The sequence below is a fragment of the Streptomyces sp. NPDC088147 genome (assembly GCF_044741565.1).
Lineage (GTDB): Bacteria > Actinomycetota > Actinomycetes > Streptomycetales > Streptomycetaceae > Streptomyces.
In genome coordinates this window covers 529,907-553,625 of record NZ_JBIUSY010000005.1, presented here as the reverse complement: position 1 = coordinate 553,625, position 23,719 = coordinate 529,907, and the positions used below count along the sequence as shown (strand labels likewise).

General features: G+C 71.5%; 22 protein-coding genes and 1 tRNA gene. 12 read left to right on the top strand and 11 right to left on the bottom strand.

Annotation, left to right across the window (positions count from 1 at the left end; translation table 11 throughout):
* Positions 1-5 precede the first annotated feature (5 nt).
* Entirely contained in the window at positions 6-428 is a 423-nt protein-coding gene (locus tag ACIOGX_RS20440; protein ID WP_129767135.1) for a hypothetical protein, read from the bottom strand.
* A 306-nt stretch (positions 429-734) separates the two neighbouring features.
* Positions 735-1,859, bottom strand: a complete 1,125-nt coding sequence (locus ACIOGX_RS20435; RefSeq protein ID WP_129767134.1) for an ABC transporter ATP-binding protein — start codon at positions 1,857-1,859, stop codon at positions 735-737.
* Between the two features lie 204 nt (positions 1,860-2,063).
* Between ACIOGX_RS20435 and ACIOGX_RS20430 the strand changes: the two genes are divergently transcribed.
* From ACIOGX_RS20430 to ACIOGX_RS20400, 7 genes are all read left to right on the top strand, one after another.
* A tRNA-Thr gene (locus ACIOGX_RS20430) sits at positions 2,064-2,137 on the top strand.
* Between the two features lie 258 nt (positions 2,138-2,395).
* Positions 2,396-5,257: an AfsR/SARP family transcriptional regulator gene (locus tag ACIOGX_RS20425; RefSeq protein ID WP_401914941.1), complete on the top strand. Its 2,862-nt coding sequence runs from the start codon at positions 2,396-2,398 to the stop codon at positions 5,255-5,257.
* A gap of 278 nt (positions 5,258-5,535) precedes the next feature.
* Positions 5,536-5,733, top strand: a complete 198-nt coding sequence (locus tag ACIOGX_RS20420) for a hypothetical protein (RefSeq protein ID WP_356514910.1) — start codon at positions 5,536-5,538, stop codon at positions 5,731-5,733.
* A gap of 83 nt (positions 5,734-5,816) precedes the next feature.
* Positions 5,817-6,353, top strand: coding sequence for a MauE/DoxX family redox-associated membrane protein (locus ACIOGX_RS20415; RefSeq protein WP_356514912.1), 537 nt, complete (start codon positions 5,817-5,819; stop codon positions 6,351-6,353).
* A 23-nt stretch (positions 6,354-6,376) separates the two neighbouring features.
* Positions 6,377-6,931, top strand: a complete 555-nt coding sequence (locus tag ACIOGX_RS20410) for a hypothetical protein (RefSeq protein ID WP_356514914.1) — start codon at positions 6,377-6,379, stop codon at positions 6,929-6,931.
* The gene (locus ACIOGX_RS20405; protein ID WP_401914937.1) at positions 6,928-8,829 is read left to right on the top strand and encodes an ABC transporter ATP-binding protein; all 1,902 of its coding nucleotides are present in this window, start codon (positions 6,928-6,930) and stop codon (positions 8,827-8,829) included. Before ACIOGX_RS20410 ends, ACIOGX_RS20405 begins: the two co-directional genes overlap by 4 nt.
* Positions 8,826-9,539, top strand: a complete 714-nt coding sequence (locus ACIOGX_RS20400; protein WP_401914934.1) for a S26 family signal peptidase — start codon at positions 8,826-8,828, stop codon at positions 9,537-9,539. Before ACIOGX_RS20405 ends, ACIOGX_RS20400 begins: the two co-directional genes overlap by 4 nt.
* A gap of 25 nt (positions 9,540-9,564) precedes the next feature.
* On the opposite strand, the gene ACIOGX_RS20395 is transcribed toward ACIOGX_RS20400, so the two are convergent.
* Both ACIOGX_RS20395 and ACIOGX_RS20390 read right to left on the bottom strand, forming a co-directional pair.
* The gene (locus tag ACIOGX_RS20395) at positions 9,565-10,980 is read right to left on the bottom strand and encodes an NAD(P)/FAD-dependent oxidoreductase (RefSeq protein ID WP_401914931.1); all 1,416 of its coding nucleotides are present in this window, start codon (positions 10,978-10,980) and stop codon (positions 9,565-9,567) included.
* Positions 10,977-11,726, bottom strand: a complete 750-nt coding sequence (locus ACIOGX_RS20390; protein ID WP_401914929.1) for a rhomboid-like protein — start codon at positions 11,724-11,726, stop codon at positions 10,977-10,979. The genes ACIOGX_RS20395 and ACIOGX_RS20390 overlap by 4 nt, the downstream gene beginning before the upstream one ends.
* Here ACIOGX_RS20390 and ACIOGX_RS20385 point away from each other — a divergent pair.
* Complete coding sequence (locus ACIOGX_RS20385; RefSeq protein WP_401914926.1) at positions 11,725-12,651, top strand: aminoglycoside phosphotransferase family protein; 927 nt, start codon at positions 11,725-11,727, stop codon at positions 12,649-12,651. The genes ACIOGX_RS20390 and ACIOGX_RS20385 overlap by 2 nt on opposite strands.
* A 49-nt stretch (positions 12,652-12,700) precedes the next feature.
* Positions 12,701-13,180: a GNAT family N-acetyltransferase gene (locus tag ACIOGX_RS20380; RefSeq protein WP_356514924.1), complete on the top strand. Its 480-nt coding sequence runs from the start codon at positions 12,701-12,703 to the stop codon at positions 13,178-13,180.
* 97 nt (positions 13,181-13,277) lie between these two features.
* Here ACIOGX_RS20380 and ACIOGX_RS20375 read toward each other — a convergent pair whose 3' ends face one another.
* From ACIOGX_RS20375 to ACIOGX_RS20365, 3 genes are all read right to left on the bottom strand, one after another.
* Complete coding sequence (locus ACIOGX_RS20375; RefSeq protein WP_401914923.1) at positions 13,278-14,867, bottom strand: MFS transporter; 1,590 nt, start codon at positions 14,865-14,867, stop codon at positions 13,278-13,280.
* Between the two features lie 282 nt (positions 14,868-15,149).
* Entirely contained in the window at positions 15,150-16,160 is a 1,011-nt protein-coding gene (locus ACIOGX_RS20370; protein ID WP_401914920.1) for a zinc-binding dehydrogenase, read from the bottom strand.
* 208 nt (positions 16,161-16,368) lie between these two features.
* On the bottom strand, positions 16,369-17,550 hold the full coding sequence (locus ACIOGX_RS20365; RefSeq protein ID WP_384771044.1) for an FAD-dependent oxidoreductase: 1,182 nt from the start codon (positions 17,548-17,550) through the stop codon (positions 16,369-16,371).
* A gap of 101 nt (positions 17,551-17,651) precedes the next feature.
* Between ACIOGX_RS20365 and ACIOGX_RS20360 the strand changes: the two genes are divergently transcribed.
* Positions 17,652-18,341 carry a pentapeptide repeat-containing protein gene (locus ACIOGX_RS20360; protein WP_401914917.1) on the top strand — a complete coding sequence of 230 codons (690 nt, stop codon included), beginning with the start codon at positions 17,652-17,654 and terminating at the stop codon, positions 18,339-18,341.
* A 356-nt stretch (positions 18,342-18,697) separates the two neighbouring features.
* Here ACIOGX_RS20360 and ACIOGX_RS20355 read toward each other — a convergent pair whose 3' ends face one another.
* The gene (locus tag ACIOGX_RS20355; RefSeq protein ID WP_129767122.1) at positions 18,698-19,195 is read right to left on the bottom strand and encodes a hypothetical protein; all 498 of its coding nucleotides are present in this window, start codon (positions 19,193-19,195) and stop codon (positions 18,698-18,700) included.
* 370 nt (positions 19,196-19,565) lie between these two features.
* On the opposite strand from ACIOGX_RS20355, the gene ACIOGX_RS20350 reads away from it, so the two are divergent.
* Positions 19,566-20,981, top strand: coding sequence for a M1 family metallopeptidase (locus tag ACIOGX_RS20350; RefSeq protein WP_401914914.1), 1,416 nt, complete (start codon positions 19,566-19,568; stop codon positions 20,979-20,981).
* A gap of 187 nt (positions 20,982-21,168) precedes the next feature.
* Here the strand turns inward: ACIOGX_RS20350 and ACIOGX_RS20345 are convergent, their stop codons facing one another.
* The gene (locus ACIOGX_RS20345; RefSeq protein ID WP_129767120.1) at positions 21,169-21,744 is read right to left on the bottom strand and encodes a TerD family protein; all 576 of its coding nucleotides are present in this window, start codon (positions 21,742-21,744) and stop codon (positions 21,169-21,171) included.
* Positions 21,745-21,973: 229 nt separating this feature from the next.
* Here ACIOGX_RS20345 and arfB point away from each other — a divergent pair, with 229 nt between their 5' ends.
* Positions 21,974-22,405, top strand: a complete 432-nt coding sequence (gene arfB, locus ACIOGX_RS20340; protein WP_129767119.1) for an alternative ribosome rescue aminoacyl-tRNA hydrolase ArfB — start codon at positions 21,974-21,976, stop codon at positions 22,403-22,405.
* Between the two features lie 99 nt (positions 22,406-22,504).
* On the opposite strand, the gene ACIOGX_RS20335 is transcribed toward arfB, so the two are convergent.
* The gene (locus ACIOGX_RS20335) at positions 22,505-23,134 is read right to left on the bottom strand and encodes a DinB family protein (protein WP_401914911.1); all 630 of its coding nucleotides are present in this window, start codon (positions 23,132-23,134) and stop codon (positions 22,505-22,507) included.
* A 9-nt stretch (positions 23,135-23,143) separates the two neighbouring features.
* The gene (locus tag ACIOGX_RS20330; RefSeq protein WP_383962332.1) at positions 23,144-23,656 is read right to left on the bottom strand and encodes a flavin reductase family protein; all 513 of its coding nucleotides are present in this window, start codon (positions 23,654-23,656) and stop codon (positions 23,144-23,146) included.
* Positions 23,657-23,719: the final 63 nt, after the last annotated feature.

Sequence of the window (23,719 nt, the reverse complement as noted above, 5' to 3'; positions counted from 1 at the left end):
GGCGGTCAGCTCCCCGCGGTCTGCTGGGAGACGCCGTACGCGAACGAGGTGTCGCACACGGGACGCGAGAAGGACTGCGCGCGCGTGGGGCCGTAGGAGGCGACGGCGGCGCGTCCGAGGGCCCGCGCGATCGACATGCAGTGCCTGGCGAGCGAGGGACGCTCCTCGACCTGCCGCTGTAGGTGCGTCAGGGCGATGCCCGGATCCTTCTCCTGAAGCTCCACGAGGAGCTGGTCGCGGAGAATGTCCTGGGGCGTACGGGACTTGGCCCGGACCGAGGCGGTGTCCGAAGAGGCGGTCAGGACCTGCGACTCGGAGGTGCTGGCCGCCCACGGAACACGGGCGACCGCGAGGGTTCCGGAGAGCACCAGGACGACGGGCAGTACGAGAGCGAGAGTTCGGCCGATACGGCGGGCTGTGTGGGTCACGCAGGCGAGCGTAGCGGGCAGTAATGATTTGGCGACATTTAGTCACTCGTGTGAGGGATGGTTCGACCGGGCCTTTCGAATCGGGCGTTGACGCCCCCTGTCTGAAATGGCCTGTCTGCCGGGGTATTTGGCGCTCCACGCGGACGGCCCCGCACCGGAGTGCGGGGCCGTGCGGACGGATGCGGAGCGGGAGGGCCTGCGGGCGCGTCAGCCGCCCGCCCTGTGTGCCCCGGTCGGCTCGGCCGGCTGGTGAGCCGCTGAGCCGCTGAGCCGCTGAGCCGGTCAGTCGGTGAGCCGACCAGCCGGTCAGTCGGTCAGGCGCTCGCCGGTCGAGGTCGAGAAGACGTGCGTCTCACCGGCGCGCGGGACGACGTGCAGCTTGGCGCCCTTCTCCGGTACGGCGCGGCCGTTGACGCGGACCACGAGGTCCTTCTTCTCGCTGCCGAGGTCGGCGGTGCCGTAGACGTAACCGTCGGCGCCCAGCTCCTCGACGACGTTGACGGTCACGGCCAGACCGGCCGGAGCGTCCTTGGAGAGCGCGCTGCCGGCGCCGCTCTCCTCGGCGAGGTCGAAGTGCTCGGGACGGACACCGACCGTGACGGTCTTGTCACCCTTGTCCGCGGCGGCGGCGAGCGCGTCACGGGAGACCGGCACGACGCTGTTGCCGAACTTGACGCCACCGTCGGTGATCGGCACCTCGACCAGGTTCATGGCCGGGGAGCCGATGAAGCCGGCGACGAAGAGGTTGTTGGGGCGGTCGTACATGTTGCGCGGCGAGTCGACCTGCTGGAGCAGACCGTCCTTGAGGACCGCCACCCGGTCGCCCATGGTCATGGCCTCGACCTGGTCGTGGGTCACGTACACGGTCGTGATGCCGAGGCGGCGCTGGAGCGACGCGATCTGCGTACGGGTGGAGACACGGAGCTTGGCGTCGAGGTTCGACAGCGGCTCGTCCATGAGGAACACCTGCGGCTCACGCACGATGGCGCGCCCCATCGCGACACGCTGCCGCTGACCACCGGAGAGCGCCTTCGGCTTGCGGTCGAGGTACTCGCTGAGGTCGAGGATCTTCGCGGCCTCCTCGACCTTCTTGCGGATCTCCGCCTTGTTCACACCGGCGATCTTGAGCGCGAAGCCCATGTTGTCGGCGACGGACATGTGCGGGTACAGCGCGTAGTTCTGGAACACCATCGCGATGTCCCGGTCCTTCGGCGGCAGATGCGTGACATCGCGGTCACCGATCCGGATGGCGCCGCCGTTGACGTCCTCGAGACCCGCGAGCATGCGCAGGGAGGTCGACTTGCCGCAGCCGGACGGACCGACGAGGACGAGGAACTCGCCATCCTCGATCTCGATCTCCAGCTGGTCGACAGCGGGCTTGGTGGAACCCGGGTAGACGCGGGTTGCCTTGTCGAACGAGACAGTTGCCATGGCGATGTGTCCCCTCACCGGCAGGAACGTGCCGGACGATCCGAGTAAAGGAGTGGGTCCTCCGCCGGGAGGCGGGGGATGGGTCTAGTCCACCTGGGTGAACTTGAGGTGACGGTACCTGCCCGTCAGGGATCTGTCAGTAGTCCTGCACGAACGAAATTTCGGGCGGAGTGGTGATCGAAGCCGGTTACACTGCTCGGGCACGCCTCCTTAGCTCAGTTGGCCAGAGCAACGCACTTGTAATGCGTAGGTCGTCGGTTCGAATCCGACAGGGGGCTCCGAGGTAAGCCCCGGGTCAGCTATCTGGCCTGGGGCTTCTTGTTGTGGATGACCTTGAGATCGACCCGAGCGGTGCACATGCGGTCGGTGCGTCGTGCTGCGCAGGCCGAGGGGGCGGTCGGTGGCGTCGGGACTGTCCGCCTCCACCGCCGCCCGCTCGCGGCGCCCGTGCATTGAAGAACCCTTGTCCGGTTCTTGAATTGGCGGGCGGGTGGGTATGTGGCAAGCCTTGGGGCGGCGGCGCGGGGGGCGCGGTGATGATCGGATTCGGTGTGCTGGGGGAGATCCAGGCGTACAGCGACGGCGTCGCCGTGGACCTGGGGCCGGCGCGGCAGCGCAGTGTGCTCGCGGCACTACTGGTGGACATCAACCGCACGGTGCCGGTGGAAGGGCTGGTCGATCGGGTGTGGGGCGTCCGTCCGCCGCAGCGTGGCAGGCCGACGCTGTACAGCTATCTTTCCCGGCTGCGGCGGGCGCTCGACACGATGGCGGATGAGGCTTCCGCGGACAGGGCGTCCATCGTGCGTCGGCCCGCGGGCTACGCGCTGCTCGCCGATCCTGGCGTGGTGGACGTGCGGGTCTTCAGCGACCTGGTCGGACAGGCGAGAGCGGCGGACGACGGCCGGGCGGCCGTCCTGTTCGAGCGGGCGCTCGGGCTGTGGCGCGGTGAGCCGTTCGCCGGAGTGGATACGCCGTGGTTCAACTCGCTGAGGGATTCACTGCTCGGGGAGAGGCACGCCTGCCGACTCGACCGTAACGACGTCCAGTTACGCCGCGGGCACCATGCCGCGCTGCTGACCGAACTGGCCGCGTGCCACGAGGCGCTTCCGCTGGACGAGCGGCTGGCCGCCCAGTTCATGCTGGCGCTCTACCGAAGCGGTCGCGCGGCCGACGCGCTGCGCTGTTTCGAGCGGGTTCGGCGCGCGCTCGCCGAGGAACTGGGGAGCGACCCGGGCCTTGAGCTGGGGCGACTGCATCAGCGGGTCCTCGCCAACGACCCGGCGATCGGCGCACCCGGCGCGACGGCCGTCGCGGCGCCGGCGGCCGGAGCCGTGCCCATCTCCGGCATCCCCTCGTCACGGGACCGTGCTCTTCCGCGCCAACTGCCCGCCACTCCAGCGTGGTTCACCGGGCGGCAGCGTGAGCTGGCCGAACTCGACAAGGCCCTGGGGCAGGCCGGGCAGCCCGGCGGCGCGGTGGCGGTGTGCGCCGTCAGCGGCAGCGGCGGCGTCGGGAAGACCTCGCTCGCCGTGCACTGGGCGCATCGGAACACCGACCGGTTCCCGGACGGGCAGCTCTATGTGGACCTTCGCGGTTTCGACCCCTCGGGAGAGCCGCTGGCGCCTGCCGCCGTGGTCCGGGTATTCCTTGACGCACTCGGCGTGGGCTCGGGCTCGATACCGGTGGACCAGGAGGCACTGTCCGGGCTCTATCGCAGCCTGGTCGCGGAGCGACGCATGCTGATCGTCCTGGACAACGCCGCGGACGCCGCGCAGGTGGCCGCGGTGTTGCCGGGCAGCGCCGGATGCGCGGTCCTGGTCACCAGCCGCCGCCGGCTGACCGGGCTCGCCGTCACCCACGGGGCGTACCTTCTCCCGCTGGACGTGCTCACCGCCTCCGAGTCCCGGGACTTGCTGGGGCGTCATCTGGGCGAGGACCGGCTGGCCGCCGATCCCGAGGCGGTCACCGCCGTGCTGGAGCATTGCGCGGGATTGCCCCTGGCCATCAGTGTCGTGGGAGCACGCGCGGCCGCCAGGGCCGGGTTCCCGCTGGCTGTGTTCGCCGAGGAACTTCAGGACCAGTCGGCGCGGCTGGACGCTCTGGACGCGGGTGATCTGTCGGCCAACGTCCGGGCGGTCTGCCTCGTGTCGTACCGTGCCCTCACCGACGGGGCCGCCGAGGTCTTCCGGCTCCTTGGAGCGGCGCCGGGCCCGGAGATCGGTCTGGCCGCCGCCGGAAGCCTGCTCGGCCGTTCACCGGCCGCGACCCGGGCGGCCCTGCGGGAGCTGGAGACGGTCCACCTGGTGCAGCAGTCCGCGCCCTACCGCTACCGCATGCATGACCTGATCCGCCTGTACGCCGCCGAGCGGGCCGCCGTGGACCAGAGTGAGGAGTCCCGCGAGCGGGCGCTGCGGCGCGTCCTGGACTTCTACCTTCACACCGCCTACGCCGGTGCCAAGGTTCTCACCCCGCTCCAGCATCACCACCTGGAACTCGAACCGCCCCTGGACGGTGTGAGCCCCCAGACGCCGGCGGACCAGACGGCCGTCATGTCGTGGTTCCGCGCCGAGCACGCTTGCCTGCTCGCCGCCCAAGGCTTCGCCGGCCGGCAGAGGTGGGACGTCCTGGTGTGGCAGCTGGCCCGGGTGCTGGACGGCTTCCTCTGGCGGCAAGGGCGGCTCCACGACCATGTGGCCCTGTGGCGCACGGGCCTTGCCGCTGCCGAACGCCTCGGAGAAGGGACCGCCCGCGCCTGGGCGCACCGTCGTCTGGCCCATGCCTGCGCCCGGTCCGGCAACCACGACGACGCCCTCCACCACGCCGACTCGGCCCTCATCGCGGCCGAGGAGGCCGGTGACCTCTCCGAGCAGGCGCGCATCCACGACGTCACCGCCTGGTCGTGGGCCCAGCGGGGAGACGACCGGCAGGCCCTGACCCATGTCCGGCACAGTCTGCGGCTCCATCGCATGGGCCACGACCCGCTGGCGCAGGCGAACGCGCTCAACGCCGTCGGCTGGTACGAGGCCCGCATCGGGGACTACCGGGGGGCCATGGCCCACTGCGAGGAGGCCCTGGAGATCCACCGGCGGCACGGTTTCCGCGACGGGGAGGCCTGCACCCTCGACAGCCTCGGCTTCATCGCCCACGCGGCGGCCCGGCACGACGAGGCGCTCGCCTACTACCGCCGCGCCCGTGCCCTCTTCCACGACCTCGGCAACCTCTACGAGGAGGCCAACACCCTCGCCAACCTCGGCGACGTCCATCTCGCCCTCGCCCAGCCTGACGAGGCCCGCCACGACTGGCGCCAAGCCGTCAGCCTCTACGACGCCCAGCACCGAACGGAGGACGCCCGCCGCCTCCAGGCGAAGCTGTCCCGCACGCCGGGTGCGTCGACCTGACTGACGTAACGGTCAACTGGCGTGACGGTCAACTGGCGTAACGGCTGATCTCGGTTGTGCGCGCACGATCCGCCGGAGCCGTTTCCGGCCGACCTTCACCGTCCGGACCCGGATGATCTGCCGGACCTTGACCTCGAAACGCCGGGCCGACCTGCTCTTTCCAGGTCTTCACAAGGTTGGCCGAAGGCCGGCTGAGCAGAGTGCCTCTCGTACCACCGCCCACCGGCGAAGCAGTCGGCGGAACGGGCGGGACCATGGCCGAGAGAAGGAGTCAGATCGTGCTCAAGACGATGGAAGCGATGGGGAGCAGCCTCCTCGAACGGTTCGTGCCCAAGGTCAACGCGGACGCGGCACCGGCCCCTTGTTACAAGTGCTTCACCGGCTCGGGCTGCAACGCCACCGCGAACCACTGGTGGTCGTACAGCAGCAACTGCTCCACCGGCTGGGTCTTCATGTACTGCGACAACTGCCGCTAGTCCAGAGCGGTTTCAACCCCGCTCTGAGGCCGGGCCACGCACGGGGGTGGTCCGGCCGGGGCGGCCGGAGGAAGGATCGCGCCTTGGAGACCGTCGCAGCCGCCTGCGCCGTCTGTCTTGTGGTGGTGTTCGCCGCCGCGGCCGTCGGAAAGCTGCGCGGCGCGGGCTCGTTCCCGGCGTTCGTGCGAACTCTGAAGGACCTCGGTGTCATACCGGAGCGCTGGGCGCGCGGCTGCGCGCTGCTCCTGGTGGCCGGGGAGATATCGGTGGCGGTGCTGCTGCTCACCGCTCCGCTCGCCCCCGGTCTCGGGACGGCCGGATTCATCCTCGCCGCCGGTCTGCTGGCGGCGTTCACCGCCGGTATCGCGATCACCGCCGCACGGCGGACCGGGGTGCGATGCCGCTGCTTCGGCGCGTCGGCATCGCCACTCGGCGCGCGGCACGCCGCACGGAACGCCGCACTCGCCCTGATCGCGGTCACCGGAGCCGCCCTGGCCCCGGCCATCGCCCGCGTCCAGCCCGCCGAGGCACTGCTGGCGGTGTGCGCGGGCACGCTGGCCGGCGCCTTGGCGATCGTGTGGGACGACATCGTCGGACTGTTCCGTCCCGTAAGCCACTGACACGTCATAGTTGAGGAGAGAAGATGCCGATCCTGATCGGACTGGTTGTACTGGTCGGGCTGCTCTGTACGTTGGACCTGATCCTGACCGTGGGCGTGATCAAACGACTGCGGGAGCAGTCCGACGAACTCGCCCGTATGGACCGGGGCCCCACGGCCTCCCTGACCAAGGGCGACGAAGTCCTCGCCTTCGAGACGGCCACGACTGAGGGCGAGCGGCTGAGCCGCGAACAGCTGGCTGACGGCACGGCGGTGGCCTTCTTCTCTCCCGACTGCCCGGCCTGCCGGAAGAAGACACCGGCGTTCCTGGAGTACGCGCGGACCGCGCCGGGCGGGCGCGGCCGGGTCGTGGCGGTCGTCGTCGGAGAGCCCGACGAGGCTGCCGCGTACGCCGCCGAACTCGCTCCCGTGGCCCAAGTGGTCGTGGAGGAGCAGGGCGGCCCGATGTCCCTGGCCTTCGCCGTCATCGGCTTTCCCGCCGTGCTCCAGGTGGCCCGTGACGGGAAGGGCACGCTCGTCGTCACCACCGACAACCTGGATCTGGATCGCGTCGGCACGGCCACCGTCGTTCCGGCATGAGTGCCCGTACCGGGAGCGCGCCCACCGGCACGACAGGCGCGGAGGACAACGGCGGGCGCTCGCTCTCCACGGTACGAACGGCCGTCGCGGCCTGCGCGTTGACGGCCACCGCGGCCCCCGGCCCCCTGGCGTTCTACTGCGTGCTCATGCTCGTCACCGGCTCACTCCCGGTGGTGACCGCCTGGCTGACCAAGCTGGTGCTGGACGATCTCGTCGCGGGCGCCACGGCGGGCAGGCTGATCGCTCTCGGCGCGGGTCTCGCCCTGGTCACCGCGGTCGTCGGCACCGTCCCCCATGGGGCGCAATACCTCCGTACGGAGATGGACCGCCGGGCCGGACTGCTGGCTCAGGACAGGCTGTTCACCGCGGTCGGGGGCTATGTCGGGCTGGCGCGGTTCGAGGCTCCGCGCTTCCTCGACCGGCTGCGGCTGGCCGAACAGGCGGGCAGAAGCACCCCCAGCCAGACGGTCGACAGCATGCTGGGCAGCGTGCGAGCGGGTATCACCGTGGCCGGGTTCCTCGGCTCCCTGCTGCTGGTCAGCCCGGTGATGACCGCGCTGGTACTGCTGGCCGGGGTGCCGATGCTGATCGCCGAGCTGGCGCTGTCGCGGCGAAGGGCGCGGATGTTCCTGGCGGTGGGGCCGGCGGAACGGCGGGAGATCTTCTACAGCCAGTTGCTGACCGGTGTCGACGCGGCCAAGGAGGTAAGGCTGTTCGGCATCGGGGCCTTTCTGCGCGGACGGATGCTGGACGAGCGCCGGGTCACGGACGCGGCGAAGCGGTCGGTGGACCGCCGTGAGGCCCTCGTCCAGACCGGGCTCGGTCTGCTGGCCGCGCTGGTGAGCGGCGGCGGACTGCTCTGGGCTGTGGGCTCAGCACGTGCCGGAACACTCTCGGTGGGTGACATCACCATGTTCGTCGCCGCGGTGGCCGGGGTGCAGACCGCTCTGGCCGCGCTCGCAGGACAGATCGCCCTCATTCATCAGGCTCTTCTTATGTTTGATCACTATATGACCGTGACCTCGGCCGGCCCTGAACTCCCTGTCTCCGCCACCCCGCGGGCGCTGCCGGGCCTCCGGCGCGGGATCGAGCTGCGGGATGTCTGGTTCCGTTACTCGGACGACCATCCATGGGTGTTGCGCGGAGTCGATCTGTATCTCCCGTACGGCGGCTCCCTGGCTCTCGTCGGACTCAACGGCGCGGGCAAGTCGACGCTGGTCAAGCTGGTCTGCCGCTTTTATGACCCCACCCGGGGAGCGATCCTCTGGGACGGCGTGGATGTGCGTGACGTCGACCCGGCCGAACTGCGGCGGCGGATCGGCGCGGTGTTCCAGGACTACATGCACTACGACATGACAGCCGCGGAGAACATCGCGCTCGGCGATCTGGAGTCGCTCGACGATCACGCCCGGCTCCGCACGGCGGCCACTCGCGCGGGGATCCACGGGAAACTCGCCGCTCTCCCCAGCGGATACGGCACCTTGCTGTCACGCCTGTTCTTCACGGAGTCCGAGAAGGACGACCCGGAGACGGGGGTGGTGCTCTCCGGCGGGCAGTGGCAACGGCTGGCCCTGGCACGGGCGTTCCTGCGGGACCGGCACGATCTGATGATCCTCGACGAGCCTTCGGCGGGACTGGACGCGGAGGCGGAGGCCGAGATCCATGCCTCGCTCAGGAAGCACCGCGGCGGACGGACCAGCCTGCTGATCTCGCACCGCCTGGGCGCCGTACGGGACGCCGACTCCATCGTCGTCCTCTCGGACGGCCGCGTAACCGAACGGGGCGACCACGCGGCGCTGATGGCCTCCGAGGGCGAGTACGCGCGGCTGTTCCTGCTCCAGGCGTCCGGCTACCAGGCCGAGACGGATCAACGGAGCGCCATGGGAGGACAGGTATGACGACCGAACAAGCGCCCGCCGACGATCAGCCGGAACAGGCGATGGGGAAGCCCGTCGGCGAGGCGCGCGCCTCTCTGCCCGATCATGTCCTGGCCGTGCTGCCCGCCGAAAGACCGCTGGACCAGCAGGCCCCGGCACCGCGGCGGCCTCTGGATGTCCTGACGGGCCTGACAGGGGTGCGGCTGGTGACCGCGTCGCTCTGGGCCGCGGCGCCGCTGCTCCTGCTCATCGACGCACATCTGCTGGCCCTGCCGTGCGCTCTGGCCGCGGTGGCGTTGACTCTGGGGTCCGCGTGGCTTGGGCGCGAGCTGGTGGCCGTGACCGTACGCGGTGAGAGCATGCGGCCCGCCTACCGCGACGGCGACCTGGTGCTCGTACGCCGGGACAGCTCGCCCGCGCCGGGCCAGGTGGTCGTGGTCGAACGTCCCGCGCCCGCCGCGCGCTGGACCAGGCCACCGGTGGGACGCGCGGCCGGGGGCCGCGGCCTCACCGACCGTGAATGGCTGATCAAGCGCGTCGCGGCGGTACCCGGCAACCCCGTACCGACCGACCGGGTCCCCCTCCTGTCCGGCACCACGGGCGAGCTGGTGCCGCCCGGCAGCCTGGTACTGCTCGGCGACAACGACGTGAGCAGCCTCGACTCCCGCATAGTGGGCTACTTCCCCGCCGACCGAGTCCTGGGCAGGGTGGTACGCCCGCTCAGAACGTAGGGCTTGTCCAAGGGGGACATCGCCGTCAGCGGCCCGAGACGCGGTTGGCCGTGCGGGCCAGGGGGTGGGTGTCGGCGGTGGAGGCCGTGGATTCCCTGCGATCCGCCGTGCGGTAGGCCGCGTACATGCCGTGGACGCCCAGCCAGCGGAAGGGTTCCGGTTCCCATCGGCGGACCTTGTGGTTGACCCAGGGGAGCGTGGTCAGGTCCGTGGGGCCCGACTGGCCGGAGTCCTGTTGGATCAGGTCGCGGAGGGTGCGGGCCGCGAGGTTGGTGGTGGCCACGCCGGAGCCCACGTAGCCGCCGGCCCAGCCCAGGCCGGTGGTGCGGTCGAGCGTGACCGTGGCGCACCAGTCGCGGGGGACGCCGAGGACGCCGGACCAGGCGTGGTCGATACGGACGCCCGCGGTGGTGGGGAAGAAGTCGGTCAGGATGCCGCGGAGTGCCTCGATGGTGGCGGGCTCGGTGCCGGACGGGTGGCCGAGGCGGGCCGCCTTCGAGCCGTAGCGGTACGGGTGGCCGCGACCGCCGAGGGCGATGCGGTCGTCGGCGGTGCGCTGCGCGTACATGTAGGTGTGGGCCATGTCGCCGAGGGTTTCGCGGCCGTCCCAGCCGATGGTGTCCCAGATCTCGGCGGGGAGCGGTTCGGTGGCGATCATCGAGGAGTTCATCGGGAGCCAGGCGCGGCGGGCGCCCTTGAGGGTCGCCGTGAAGCCTTCGGTGCAGCGCAGCACGTAGGGCGCGCGGACCGTGCCGTACGGGGTGATGGCGTGCTTCGGCTTGATCTCGGTGACCGGCGTCGACTCGTGGATCGTGACACCGAGCGCCTCGACGGCCGCGGCGAGGCCCTTGACCAGCTTGGCGGGGTGCAGCCGGGCGCCGTGCGGGGTCCAGCTGGAGCCGACGGCTCCGGCGACCCGGACGCGTTCGGCGGTCTCGCGGGCGCCGTGGAGGGTGCGGTCGCGCTCGCCGAAGGCGATCTCGGCGGCGTGGAACGCCTTGAGGCGGGCGAGCTGGGCGGGCGTACGGGCGACTTCGAGGACGCCGCCCCGGTGGATGTCGGCGTCGATCCGCTCCTCGTCGGCCACGCGTATGACCTCGGCGACGGTGTCGTTCATGGCCTGCTGGAGGCGGACGGCGGACTCGTGGCCGTGCAGCTGGGCGTAGCGGTCGCGGCCCGCGACGCCGTTGTAGAGCCAGCCGCCGTTGCGGCCGGAGGCTCCGTAGCCGCAGAACTTGCCTTCCAGGACGGTGATGGTGAGGAACGGGACCGCCTTCTTGAGGTAGTACGCCGTCCACAGGCCGGTATAGCCGCCGCCGACGATGCAGACATCGGCGGTCGCGTCGCCCGGCAGTGGCTCGCGGGGAGCGGGGATGCCGTCCCGCGCGTACCAGAAGGAGATACCGCCGTTGCGGGTGCCGCCGTTGTTCGCGCTGGTCATGAGGGTGTTCGTACACCGTTGTCCGTATGTCTGTCCAGGTTCCGGGGGCGTCCGCGGCCCCGCGTGAGCGGGTAGCAGGCGAGGCCGATCAGCACGGCGGCGAAGTGGCCGAGGTCGGTGAAGCTGCGCTCGGCGATCAGGGGGGTGCCGAAGAAGATGAGGACGGCGCCGAGGTAGGGCAGATGCCAGGGCTTCGGCACGCGGTACGTCAGGACGGCGATGACGCCGGCGAGCGCGTAACTGACCCCGATATCGAGCGTGTTGACGGCGGACTGCGGGGCGTGGCCGTGCCGGACGGCCCAGCTCAGGACGCCTTCGCTGATCAGCGTGGCGCCGACGTGCGCGAGGGCGACGACGGCCAGCCAGCGCGCGGTGCCGAGCCAGTGTTCCGCCGGTGCGTGGAAGACCGTGTAGAGCACGGCGTACGGGGCCCACGCGCCGCCGTCGATGTAGAAGGCGCTGGCGATGAGCACCCGGACCGGGTCGGTGGACAGCTCGTGGATGTTGGTGGAGCGCCGGCGCAGGAAGTCCTCCTCGAACCCCGGTGACATGCGGTGGAGGGCGACGGTGGTGACGAAGAGGGCCGCCAGCCAGAGATAGGTGCCGGGGGCGCTCGTGATCCAGACGGTCCCGGCGCGGACCGCGCGGCGGACCTGGCGGGCCCGGGTGGTCCGGGTGGCCCGGCGGGCCCGGGGTGCCTGGGGTGCCCGGCGAGCCTGGCGTGCCTGGCGGAGGAAACGGCGCATGGGCCGATTCACCCACGACCGTAGGATCGGTGACGTGATTGACATCCCGGTGGAGCTGGTGGAAACACAGTCGAAGATCCTGGGCGAGGCCGGCCGCGCCTTCATCGCGGCGCTGCCGGGCAGGGCGGCCGATTTCCTGGAGCGGTGGAAGCTGCGCCGTACCGGCCCTTCGATGTACGGCATGTGCGCGCTGGTGCTGCCGGTGGAGCGGGCGGACGGTACGCCCGCCGTGCTGAAGCTCCAGCATCTGGACGAGGAGTCGGCCGGGGAGCCGGTGGCGCTGCGTGTGTGGGACGGCGACGGTGCCGTACGGCTGCTGGAGTACGACGACGAGACGGGCACGCTGCTGCTGGAGCGGCTCGCGACCCGGGACCTGGGCGTGGTGGACTCGCGCGAGGCGGTCCGGATCATCGCGGAGTTGCTGGCGCGGCTGACGGCGGTGCCGGCCCCGGCCGGGATGCGCACCCTGGGGGACATCGCCGCGCGCATGCTCGACGACGTACCGGTGGAGTCGCGGTCGCTGCCGGACGAGGGCGAGCGGCGGCTGCTGCGCGACTGCGCGGCGGCGGTGCGCGAGGTGGCGGGCGAGCCCGGGGACCGGCTGCTGCACTGGGATCTGCACTACGAGAACGTGCTCGCGTCCCACCCCGGCGACCTCCGGGATCCATGGCTGGCGATCGACCCGAAGCCATTGGCGGGCGACCCGGGGTTCGAGCTGATGCCGGCCCTCGACAACCGGTTCGACGCGACGGAGACGCTGTGGCGCTTCGACCTGATGACGGACGTGCTGGGCCTGGACCGGGAGCGGGCGCGGGCCTGGACGCTGGGGCGGGTGCTCCAGAACAGCCTGTGGCATGTGGCGGACGGGGAGCGCGCGCTGCAACCGGACCAGATGTCGGTCGCCCGGTCGCTGCTGGCGCGATGACGGTCACGGCGATTGGCGCGACGGCCGGGCGGCAGGGGAGTCTGGAGCCATGATTCGTACCGCCACACCCGCTGACGTTCCGGTGATCCACGCGATGATCCGTGAGCTGGCGGAGTATGAGAAGGCCCTGGACGAGGCGCGCGCGACCGAGGAGCAGCTGCGCGAGGCGCTGTTCGGGGAGCGGCCCGCCGCGTACGCGCACATCGCGGAGACGGAGGACGGGGAGCCGGCCGGGTTCGCGCTCTGGTTCTTCAATTTCTCCACGTGGCGTGGCGTCCGCGGAATCTACCTGGAGGATCTGTACGTACGCCCCGACCGGCGCGGCGGCGGGCACGGCAAGGCGCTGCTGACCGAGCTGGCGCGGATCTGTGTGGAGCGCGGGTATGAGCGGCTGGAGTGGTCGGTCCTGGACTGGAACGAGCCGTCGATCGCGTTCTACCGGTCGCTGGGCGCGGCGCCGCAGGACGAGTGGACGGTGTTCCGGCTGACGGACGAGGCGCTCGGCGCGCTGGGGGCGTCGGCCCGGTAGTCGTATGAGTGACGAGTACGGGCGTGCGTGACGAGGTACGGGGGCGACGGTTTCCGTACGGGGGCACGGGGGTGTCCGTTGCGTATGGGGGCGTCGGTCAGGCGGCCGGTGCCGCCTCGGCCGCCGCCTCCCTGCTGCGCGGCGAACCGCCGTTGACGAGCAGCACGGCGATCACCGCCGCCACCAGCAGGATGATGGCCGCCCAGGCCATGGCGACGGTGAAGCCGTGGACGGTGCCGGTGTTCACGATGTCGGCCCTCTGCGCGGGCGTGAGCCCTCCCTCCGGCGCCGCCTGCCGCTCCGCCGCCGCGAGATGCCCCGTCAGGTACGTCGCCGTGGCGGTCGTCGCGAGGGTGTTGAGCAGCGCCGTACCGATGGAACCCCCGATCTGCTGAGCCGTGTTGACGGTGGCGGAGCTGACCCCGGCGTCCTTCGGCGCGACGCCCGTGGTGGCGGTGGAGATCGCGGGCATGAACGTCAGCCCCAGACCCAGCCCGAGCAGCAGCGTGCCGGGCAGGATGTGGGTGGGGTAGCTGGAGTGGGTGTCGATGAACGTCAGCGTGTACAGCCCGCCGGCGGCGAGCAGCAGCCCCGGCCCCAGCAGCAGCCGCGGCGGTACGGAAGGCAGCAGCCGGGCGGAGATCTGGGTGGATCCGACGACGATCGCGACGGTCAGCGGCAGGAAGGCGAGACCGGTTCTGAGCGGTGAGTAGCCGAGGATGTTCTGAAAGAAGTACGTCATGAACAGGAACGCCCCGAACAGCCCGATGGTCGTCAGGCACATGGTGAGCACCGAGCCGCCGCGGTTGCGGTCGCGGATGATGTGCGGGGGCAGCAGCGGGCCGGGGGAGCGGGTCTGCCACCACGTGAAGACGCCGAGCAGCGCGACGCCCCCGAGGAGCAGACCGAGGACGAGCGGGGCGGTCCAGCCGTCGGTCTCGGCCTCGCTGAGCCCGTAGACGAGGGCGACGAGCCCGCCGCAGCCGAGGACGACACCGGGGAGGTCGAGGTGCGCTCCCCGGGTGCCCGCCCGGTCGCCGAGGAGGGTGAGCGCGCCGACGACGGCGATCACGGCGATCGGGACGTTGACGTAGAGGCACCAGCGCCAGCTGAGGAACTCGGTGAGCACGCCGCCGACGAGCAGTCCGATGGCGGAGCCCGCGCCCGCGATGGCGCTGAAGATCCCGAACGCCTTGGCCCGCTCGGTGCCACCGGTGAAGGTGGTGGTGAGCAGGGAGAGCGCGGACGGCGCGAGGAGCGCCGCGAAGACGCCCTGGAGCGCGCGGGCGGCGAAGAGCATCTCGGGGCCGGTGGACGCGCCGCCGATCGCGGAAGCCGCGGCGAAGCCGACCAGCCCGACGATGAAGGTGCGTTTGCGGCCGACGAGGTCGGCGATCCGGCCACCGAGCAGCAGGAGTCCGCCGAAGGCGAGGGTGTAGGCGGTGATCACCCACTGCCGGCTGCCGTTGGTGAGGCCGAGATCGCGCTGGGCGGAGGGCAGGGCGATGTTCACGATGGTGGCGTCGAGCACGACCATGAGCTGCGCCGTCGCGATGACGGCCAGGGCCCACCAGCGGTGGGGGTCGACCACGGCGCCGGGCAGCGGGCCGGGGGGCGGTGGGGGCGGCGGGGGTGGCGGGGTTGGCTGTCGGGGTGGCTGTGCGCCGGATGCCGGCGGGTCACTCATCGGGATCGTCCCTCACCGCCCTCACAGCTCGCACCGGCACGCACAGCTCTCACTGCCCTCACCGTGGATCTCCGCCGGATCGCCCCTCGCATCGCGTCGTCAAACCTCTGCACAGGACACCACGAATCGGTGCTCTTCGCTTCTCGCGACCCTTCCCCCTTCAGGTGACGCGAAAGGAGTGCGCAGGAAAGTGCGCGCGAATGGAGTGCGAGGGGTGCCGTACCGGCGCTGGACCCCCGTCCCGGCGCCGGTACGGGGTCTTCCCCCCTTCCGGACGGCCGCTTACGGCTCCAGGACGACCTTCCCCATCGTTCCGCGGGTCTCCAGCGCGCGGTGTGCCCTGGCCGCGTCCGCCAGCGGGAAGCGCTGTACGGCGGGGCGCAGCCGTCCCGCGGCGGCCTCGGCGAGTGACCGCTCTTCGAGCGCGCGGATGTCGCCGCCCGCCTTGGCGATCATCACCGGCCCGAGGACGGACTCGGAGGTGATGCCGCGCTCCGCCAGTTCCTCGTCGGTGAAGGTCAGTGGCTCCCCGTCGTGCAGCCCCTCGCTCGACCAGCCGAAGACGATGTGTTTGCCGCCCTTGCCGAGGAGGCCGACGGCGGCGAGCCCGATCGCTCCGCCGACGGAGTCGAAGACGACGGTCGCGCGCCGGTCGCCCAGCCGGTCGCGCAGGTGGGCCCGGACCTGCTCGGGCCAGTCCGGCAGGGTGTAGTCGACGGCGAGATCGGCGCCGTTCGCCGCGACCCGCGTGACCTTGGCCGCGCCGCCCGCCAGTCCGATGACGGTGGCGCCGGCGTTCTTCGCGTACTGAACGAGGAGCGTGCCGATGCCGCCGGCCGCCGCCGGTACGAGGGCGATGTCGTCGGGGCCGAGATCCGTGAACTGGAGGATGCCCATGGTCGTACGGCCCGTGCCGATCATGGCGACGGCCTCGGCCTCGTCGAGCCCGGCCGGGATCGCGTGGAGCCGTGCCGTGTCGGTGACGGCCAGCTCCGCGTAACCGCCCGGGGCCATCCCGAGATGGGCGACGACCCGCTTGCCGAGCCAGCCCGTGTCCACGCCCTCGCCGAGCGACTCGACCGTACCGGCCACCTCGCGGCCGGGGATGGTGGGCAGTTCGGTGGGGGCGGGGTACGGGCCCCGCATGCCCTCGCGCAGGGCGGTGTCGAGGAGATGGACCCCGGCCGCGGCGACGGCGATCCGGACCTGGCCGGGGCCGGGTACGGGGTCGTCGGTCCGCTCGTGGACGAGGTTCTCGGCGGGGCCGAAGGCGTGGAGGCGGATGGCGTGCATGGCGGGCTCCCAAGGGTGGTCCGGCGTACGAAGGTGTCCGGCGTACGGGGAACAGCCAATGACCTCAAGCTTGGTTGAGGTCAAGCGGTACAGCGGTACAGCGGCACGGCGGTCCGGCGCCACGGCGGTCCGGTGGGCAAACGGCCGTGCGTGCGAGCCGCCGAGCCGCCGAGCCGCCGAGCCGCCGAGCCGCCGAGCCGCCGAGCGGTCAAGCGGCGTCGGAGCTGCGCTGGTTGAGGGCCGAGAGCTGCTGGACGGCCAGCGCCGCCGCGCCGATCCCGCTGTTGAACGAGACCTCCGTGAGCACCCCGGGCGCGGCGACCTCGTCACCCGCGAGGAAGACGCCCTGACCCCGGTCGATACGGGGCCGGTCCCGCCAGGTGGTGCCCGGCGGGTCGACGGCTCCGGTACGGCCCGTCGCGAGGGACTCGCGCCGCCAGGCGGTACGGTCGCGCCAGCCGGGAAACCCCAGGTCCAGCAGGGTTTCGGCGCGGGCGATGCCCTCGGCCTTGGACGCGTCGGGGCCGACGGGGAAGTGGCCCTGGAGCAGGTGCTCACCGGCCGGGGCGAGGGACGGATCCTGCGCCGTGAACCGTTCGAGCCAGCCGGGCGCGTCGAGGTCCGAGACGATGAACGGGTCGCCCTTGCGCGTACGCAGCGCGAGGTCCAGCAGGGCGGTACGACCGCCGGTCCAGCGCAGGCTGTCGTCCTTGAGCAGGCGGCGGGCCGCTTCCAGGGAGGTCGCGACGATCACGGGGGTGTGCTCGGGGAGGCTGTCGATCCGTACGCCGGTCTCGATCCGTACGCCCAGACTCCGGGCGTGCGCGGCCATCCGGTCGGTCAACCTGCCCCAGCCGCCGACCGGATAGCGGGCCTCGGGCGGCAGGGCGGTGGCGCGCCGCAGCCGTTCCTGGACGAAGGCGGCGGAGAGCGCGCCGGGGTCGTGGTGGAAGAGGGCGACGGCGGCGAAGTGCGCGGCGGCGCGTGCGGTGGCGGCGCCGGCCAGTCCCGTGGCCCAGGTCATGAAGTCGGTGTCCACCGGGGCGGTTTCGGCCTTGCGGCGGGCGAGGGTGAACACCCCGAGGGGCGGGGTCCTGCGCAGTGCCCCGGCCCGGTGGAAGCGGAAGCGGTGGCCCTCGCGCAGGGGCGCGGACACCATCGGACCGAGCAGACCGCGCCGGCGCAGCCAGGCCCAGTGCGGCCCGCGGCTGTAGAGGGCGTGCGGCCCGTCGTTGGCCGCGTACGGGCCCTGAGCGGTGCGGCCCCGGCCGCCGAGGGTGCGGTGGGCCTCGTACAGGGTGACGGCGGCGCCCGACTCGGCGGCGCTGATGGCGGCGGTGAGCCCGGCGAAGCCACCGCCGATGACGGTGACGCGATGGCTGGGATTCATGGTCTGTCTCTCTCCTTCGCTCGCTCTCACCCCTGTGACGGGAACTGGACAGCCGGATGTGACATCGCCGCGTTGTCAGTGGTGTACGTCACCATGGGGGCATGGCACGGAAGACAACGAAGAGCGGCGCGGGCGGGGCGGGCGGGGTCCCGGCGGCGCGGCGGGCAGAGGTACGGCTGCCGCCGCTGAGTCCGTACGGCGGCGGGCTCGACCCGGACGGCGATTACGACGGGCTGGAGTTCAAGGATCTCGACCTGTCGGGACAGGAGGGACCCGGCTCGCGGTTCATCGACTGCGCGTTGCGGGACTGCGTACTGGACGAGACGGCGCTGGGGCGGGCGCGGTTCATCGACTCCGTACTGAGCGGTGTCCGGGGCGTGGGCACGGATCTGGCCGGGGCGTCGCTGCGCGATGTGGAGGTGGTGGACGCGCGGCTGGGCGGGACGCAGCTGCATGGCGCCGTGCTGGAGCGGGTGCTGATCCGGGGCGGGAAGATCGACTATCTGAACTTCCGGAAGGCCCGGCTCAAGGACGTGGTGTTCGAGGGCGTGGTCCTGTCCGAACCGGACTTCGGGGGAGCGGAGTTGGTACGGGTCGAGTTCCGGGACTGCGTGCTCAGGCGGGCCGATCTGAGCGGTGCCCGGATGAAGGACGTCGATCTGCGGACGGTCGCCGAGCTGGATATCGCGCGGGGCATGGACCGGCTGGCGGGGGCGGTCATCAGTTCGGCTCAACTGCTGCACCTGGCACCGGCGTTCGCGGCGCAGATCGGGGTGCGGGTGGAGGACTGATGAGGACCCGCCCCGTCCTTCGAAGGCCCCGACCTGGGGGGATGGGTCGGGGCCTTCGTGGTGCTCCAGAGGCACGCCTTCTGTGGGGGGAGGAAGCGGTCGCCCGATTCCCGGCAGTGCCCCGGCAGGACCTCGTCTGCCCGGTGCCGGGGGATGTACGCCTGCCGATCTGAAATTCGTTGAGTGGGGTGTGTGACCGCGGTGTGGGGGTGATGCGGTGGCCACGGCCGGCATCGTCGGCCTGCGCGGTGTCCCGTGCCCGTACCCGGCCCTGATCTGGGGCTTCGCCGGGTCGGCGGCTGGTCCTCCGCCTGGGCCGCTGCCTGGTCCTTGGCTTGGGCCGCTGGCTGGACCGGTCAGCTGCGGGGGAAGCGGGACTGGAGATCCCAGACGATCGGGTTGTCGGCCAGGCCCTCGTGCATGTCGGCGAGATCCGCGATCAGATCGTGCAGGAAGTCACGTGCCTCACGGCGCAGCAGACGGTGGCTGAAGGTGAGCGGCGGCTCGTCGCCTGGCATCCAGTCGGCTTCCACATCGACCCAGCCGAAGCGCCGCTGGAAGAGCATGCGGTCGGCGGACTCGGTGAAGTCCAGCTCGGCGTACTGCGGCTTGGCCGCGCGGCTGCCGCGCGGATCGCGGTCGAGCTGCTCCACGATGTCGCACAGCGCCCAGGCGAAGTCGAGCACCGGTACCCATCCCCAGGCGGTGGACACCTCGCGGTCCGCGTGGGTGTCCGCGAGATAGACGTCCCCGCAGAACAGGTCGTGCCGCAGCGCCCGGACATCCGCGAGGCGGTAGTCGGTCTGCGGGGGATCGGGAAAGCGACGGGAGAGGGAGTAGCCGATGTCGAGCACGGGCCCGATGGTGTCACGGCCGGTCCGGCGGGCTCGTGGGGGTGGCCGAGCGCGGGGCGGATGCCTCTGTGCTCCGGTGCTCCGGTGTCGCGACACCTGGCGTCGCGGTGCCTCGGTGCCTCGGTGTCGCGGTGCCTCGGTGTCGCGGAGCCTCACGTCCCGGCGCCTGGCGTCGCGGTGACCTGGTGCCCTGGCGCCGGTGCCTCGACGCTCCGGCGCCCGGTGACCTGGTGTCCCCATGCCCCGATGCCCGGCGACCCGGTTCCCCGACGTCCGACGCCCGAGGCCCGAGGCCCGACGCCCGTGCCCCGGTGACCCGGCGAGTCCCCGTCGACCGGCGCGTCAACGCCACCCGGCCTACGATCACCGGGTGTACCCGCGTCCGGCACTCCGCCCCGCCTCCGCCCCCGTACTCCCTGTCGCTCTCTCCCTCACCACTGCCCTTGCCCTCGTCCTCGGCGGCTGTGTGCCGGGCGGCGGCGTGCACGGCAGGCCGGGCGCCGCGAGTCTGCGCGATCCCTACTTCCCGCGGATCGGCAACGGCGGGTACGACGTCCAGCACTACGGCCTGACCCTCGACTACGCGCCGGAATCCGGCCGGCTCAAGGGCACCGCCGAGATCACCGCCCGCGCCACGCAGGACCTCAGCGCCTTCAACCTCGATCTCGACGGGCTGACGGTGGACTCCGTGACCGTCGACGGCGAGAAGGCCGCGTTCCACCACGCCGGTACGGAGCTGACGCTGCGCCCCGGCGACGACCTCCGCCGGGGCGCCACCTTCCGTACGGTCGTCCGCTACTCCGGCGCACCCCGCCGCATCACCGACCCCGACACCTCGGAGGAGGGCTGGCTGCGGTCCGGGGAGCGCGCGGTCGGGCTGGGGGAGCCGACCGGATCGATGGCGTGGTTCCCGGGCAACCACCACCCGAGCGACAAGGCGTCCTACGACATCCGGATCACCGTCCCCGAGGGGCTGAAGGCCGTCTCCAACGGTGAACTGCGCGATGAGCGCACGGCGGACGGGCACACGTCCTTCGACTGGCATGCGGCGGAGCCGATGGCGAGCTATGTGGCCATGGTCGCCATCGGCCCGTACGAGACGCGTCGGACCGACGGGACGAAGGGGACGGTGCCCGTCTTCACGGCGGTCGACCCGACCGCCGCCCGCAGCGGCGCGCGGCTCCTCAAGGAGCTGCCCGCGATCGTGAAATGGCAGGAGAAGACCTTCGGGCCGTATCCCTTCTCCTCGACCGGTGTGGTGATCGGGCGGCCGGGCGACTCCGGGTACGCCCTGGAGACCCAGAACAGGCCGTTCCTCCCCGGCCCCACCAGCGTCGCGACGCTGGTCCACGAGATGGCCCACCAGTGGTTCGGCAACTCCGTGACCCCCAAGTCGTGGCAGGACATGTGGCTCAGCGAGGGCTTCGCGGAGTACACGGAGTGGCTCTGGACGGAACACACCGAGCGCGTACCGGTCCGCCAGAGCTTCGCCGACGCGTACGACGCCGACGCGAACTGGGCCTTCCCGCCGGCGCGCCCGCCCTCCGCGGTGAACATCTCCGACCCGCCGGTGTACGGACGCGGCGCCATGGTGCTCCAGCGCGTACGGGAGACCGTGGGCGACGCCGCCTTCTTCCGTCTCGTGCGCGGCTGGGCCCGGACGCACCGTCACGGCAACGCGGACACCCACGACTTCACGACGTACGTGGAGCGGGAGTCGGGCCGCGACCTCGGAGACCTGTGGGACACCTGGCTGTACGGGGAGGACAAGCCGTCGCTGGAGTAGCGGGTGAGGGTGAGGGTGGGGGTGCGGGTGGGGGTGAGGGGCGAGGGGTAGTCGGGGCGGCCCCCGCCCGACATCACACGTCCCGGGGCGCCCCGACTGTCCCCGGTGCGCGTCCGCGCAGACGGGTGGGCCCCGGCCGGAGCCGGGGCCCACTCGTTTCGCGTCGCTCCGCGCGCGGCGGTTCGGGTCAGAGGTTGACGCCGAAGTCCGTGGCGATGCCCACGAGACCCGAGGCGTAGCCCTGGCCGACCGCGCGGAACTTCCACTCCGCGCCGTTGCGGTACAGCTCGCCGAAGACCATCGCGGTCTCGGTGGCGGCGTCCTCGCTCAGGTCGTAGCGGGCGATCTCGGTGCCGCCGGCCTGGTTGACGATGCGGATGTACGCGTTCCGCACCTGGCCGAAGTTCTGGCTGCGGGACTCGGCGTCGTAGATCGAGACCGGGAAGACGATCTTTTCGACGTCGGCCGGCAGGCCCGCCAGGTTGACGTTGATCGCCTCGTCGTCGCCCTCGCCCTCGCCCGTGCGGTTGTCACCCGTGTGGACGATCGTCTGGTCCGGCGTCGACTTGTTGTTGAAGAAGACGAAGTGGCCGTCGGAGACGACCTTTCCGCCTCCGTTGACCGCGATCGCCGAGGCGTCGAGGTCGAAGTCGGTGCCGGTGGTGGTACGGACGTCCCAGCCGAGGCCGACCGTGACGGCTGTCAGGCCCGGTGCCTCCTTGGTGAGCGAGACGTTGCCGCCCTTGGACAGGCTTACAGCCATGGGGATGTCCCTTTCGTTGTCGTGTGCGGGCTTCGAGTGGTCCCGAAGCTACCGTCACCCGGCATAACGAAGGCAGAGGCCCGGGAGGTTCCTCACCTCTTTGCTTTCTTTACCTGCGTCGCTCCCCCGCCGCTCCCCGTCGCTCCTCGTCCCGCTCCCCGCCGCTTTCCGCCGGGAACGCCGGGAAAAGAGGGTGACGGAATCGGGCAGGACACGGGACCATGGGGGCATGTCCGGACCCGCTCATGTCATCCGCGGTTCGGTCTCCCTGCCGGAGGCCGAACTGATGTGGCGTTTCTCAAGGTCCTCCGGGCCCGGCGGACAGCACGTCAACACGAGTGACTCAAAGGCGGAACTGCGCTTCGATCTCGCGAAGACGGAAGCGCTGCCGCCGGTCTGGAAGGAACGCGCGCTGGAGCGGCTCGCCGACCGGCTCGTGGACGGCGTGATCACCGTACGCGCGTCGGAGCACCGCTCTCAGTGGCGCAACCGCGAGACCGCGGCCGTACGGCTCGCCTCCCTGCTGGCGGAGGCGACCGCTCCGCCACCGCGCCCGCGCCGTAAGACGAAGATCCCGCGCGGGATCAACGAACGCCGGCTGCGCGAGAAGAAGCAGCGCGCCGAGACGAAGCGTGGCCGTACCGGCCGCGGCTGGACCTAGGCCCCAGGCACAGGCACAGGCCCTGGTCCAGCCCCAGGCCCTGGTCCAGGCACAGGCCCAGCCCCAGCCCCAGGACGAGTACGTCCGGCGTCCCGTCCTTCACCGGTGGCGGTAGAGGTCCCGTATCAGGGCGATCTCGGCCCCGTGGTGCAGCAGTTCCTGGTTGACCCACCACACGATGTCGACGAAGGGGTCCTCCGGATCGCTGCCGTGCGGGTACGTACTGCGTCCCACCGTGTCGAGCGCGGTCTCGTCCGTGGCGAGCAGCGCCTCCCGCCACGCCGTGGCTCCCGCGTCGAAGGCGGCCATCGCCCCCGCGGCGTCCCCGCTCACCCGGTAGTCGTCCCGGGTCAGGGTGTGGGTTCCGGTCGTGTGGTCGGCGCGGAGGGCCAGCAGTTCGCTGAGGTGGCTCAACCGCCACGCGATGGTGGTGAACGGCGGCGGCGAGGGGTGCGGCGCGGGCGCGGAGTCGCGTCCCCAGTCACCCGCGCCGGTCAGCAGCGTCGCCCCGGGCCCCGGGCCGTCCGCACGGCGGCGGACCGACCAGCAGCCGGCCACCGGCTCCCAGAGATACTCCTCGTCGGTCATCGGGACGACATCGACGTCCGTGCCGTTGCCGCTGTCCATGACAGGGCCCGCCAGACGGTCGGCGAGCCGCGTCCGCGCGAAGTCGAACTGATCGAGCAGGGGTTGCAGCCGTGGGGGCAGAGGTGGGTTCAGCGACGTCATCCGCCGATCCTACGAACCCAACTGCCGGTAGCGCCCCTTGAAATACATCAGCGGCCCGCCGTCCGCGCTCGGCAGCTCCGCCGTCAGCACCCGGCCGATGACCAGCGTGTGGTCGCCCGCCTCGATCCGCTGTTCCGTACGGCACTCCAGCAACGCCAGCGACCCCCCGATCAGCAGCGCGCCGCTCACCTCTCCCCGGCGGTACGGGACGTCCTCGAACAGCAGCCGGTCACTGATCCGGCCCTTCATCGCGAACCGGCCCGCGACATGCCGCTGGCTCTCGGAGAGCAAGGAGGCCGCCCACAGCGGCTGTTCGGCGAGCAGGTCGTCCATGCGGGAGCCGTTGCGCACGCTGACCAGCACCAGCGGCGGGTCCAGCGAGACCGACATGAAGGCGGTCGCCGTCATCCCGGCGTCCTCGCCGCGCGGTCCGGTGGCGCTCAAAGGAGGCTCGTGCGCCGTCACCAGCACCACACCCGCGGCCAGCCGGGCGAGGGCGGCGCGGAACTCTTCGTTGCTCACCCCCTCAGGATGAGGGATGGCGTCGACGGCTTCGGTACGGGTGTCAGGGGGCGTTTGGTGCAC

What these genes read in the sequence shown, in the direction of transcription:
- ACIOGX_RS20370 (WP_401914920.1), bottom strand. Translation starts at nt 16,160, where the DNA reads ATGCACGCCATCCGCCTCCACGCCTTCGGCCCCGCCGAGAACCTCGTC.
- ACIOGX_RS20365 (WP_384771044.1), bottom strand. Translation starts at nt 17,550, where the DNA reads ATGAATCCCAGCCATCGCGTCACCGTCATCGGCGGTGGCTTCGCCGGG.
- ACIOGX_RS20405 (WP_401914937.1), top strand. Translation starts at nt 6,928, where the DNA reads ATGAGTGCCCGTACCGGGAGCGCGCCCACCGGCACGACAGGCGCGGAG.
- ACIOGX_RS20395 (WP_401914931.1), bottom strand. Translation starts at nt 10,980, where the DNA reads ATGACCAGCGCGAACAACGGCGGCACCCGCAACGGCGGTATCTCCTTC.
- ACIOGX_RS20345 (WP_129767120.1), bottom strand. Translation starts at nt 21,744, where the DNA reads ATGGCTGTAAGCCTGTCCAAGGGCGGCAACGTCTCGCTCACCAAGGAG.
- ACIOGX_RS20410 (WP_356514914.1), top strand. Translation starts at nt 6,377, where the DNA reads ATGCCGATCCTGATCGGACTGGTTGTACTGGTCGGGCTGCTCTGTACG.
- ACIOGX_RS20335 (WP_401914911.1), bottom strand. Translation starts at nt 23,134, where the DNA reads ATGACGTCGCTGAACCCACCTCTGCCCCCACGGCTGCAACCCCTGCTC.
- arfB (WP_129767119.1), top strand. Translation starts at nt 21,974, where the DNA reads ATGTCCGGACCCGCTCATGTCATCCGCGGTTCGGTCTCCCTGCCGGAG.
- ACIOGX_RS20360 (WP_401914917.1), top strand. Translation starts at nt 17,652, where the DNA reads ATGGCACGGAAGACAACGAAGAGCGGCGCGGGCGGGGCGGGCGGGGTC.
- ACIOGX_RS20390 (WP_401914929.1), bottom strand. Translation starts at nt 11,726, where the DNA reads ATGCGCCGTTTCCTCCGCCAGGCACGCCAGGCTCGCCGGGCACCCCAG.
- ACIOGX_RS20375 (WP_401914923.1), bottom strand. Translation starts at nt 14,867, where the DNA reads ATGAGTGACCCGCCGGCATCCGGCGCACAGCCACCCCGACAGCCAACC.
- ACIOGX_RS20400 (WP_401914934.1), top strand. Translation starts at nt 8,826, where the DNA reads ATGACGACCGAACAAGCGCCCGCCGACGATCAGCCGGAACAGGCGATG.
- ACIOGX_RS20435 (WP_129767134.1), bottom strand. Translation starts at nt 1,859, where the DNA reads ATGGCAACTGTCTCGTTCGACAAGGCAACCCGCGTCTACCCGGGTTCC.
- ACIOGX_RS20425 (WP_401914941.1), top strand. Translation starts at nt 2,396, where the DNA reads ATGATCGGATTCGGTGTGCTGGGGGAGATCCAGGCGTACAGCGACGGC.
- ACIOGX_RS20385 (WP_401914926.1), top strand. Translation starts at nt 11,725, where the DNA reads ATGGGCCGATTCACCCACGACCGTAGGATCGGTGACGTGATTGACATC.
- ACIOGX_RS20380 (WP_356514924.1), top strand. Translation starts at nt 12,701, where the DNA reads ATGATTCGTACCGCCACACCCGCTGACGTTCCGGTGATCCACGCGATG.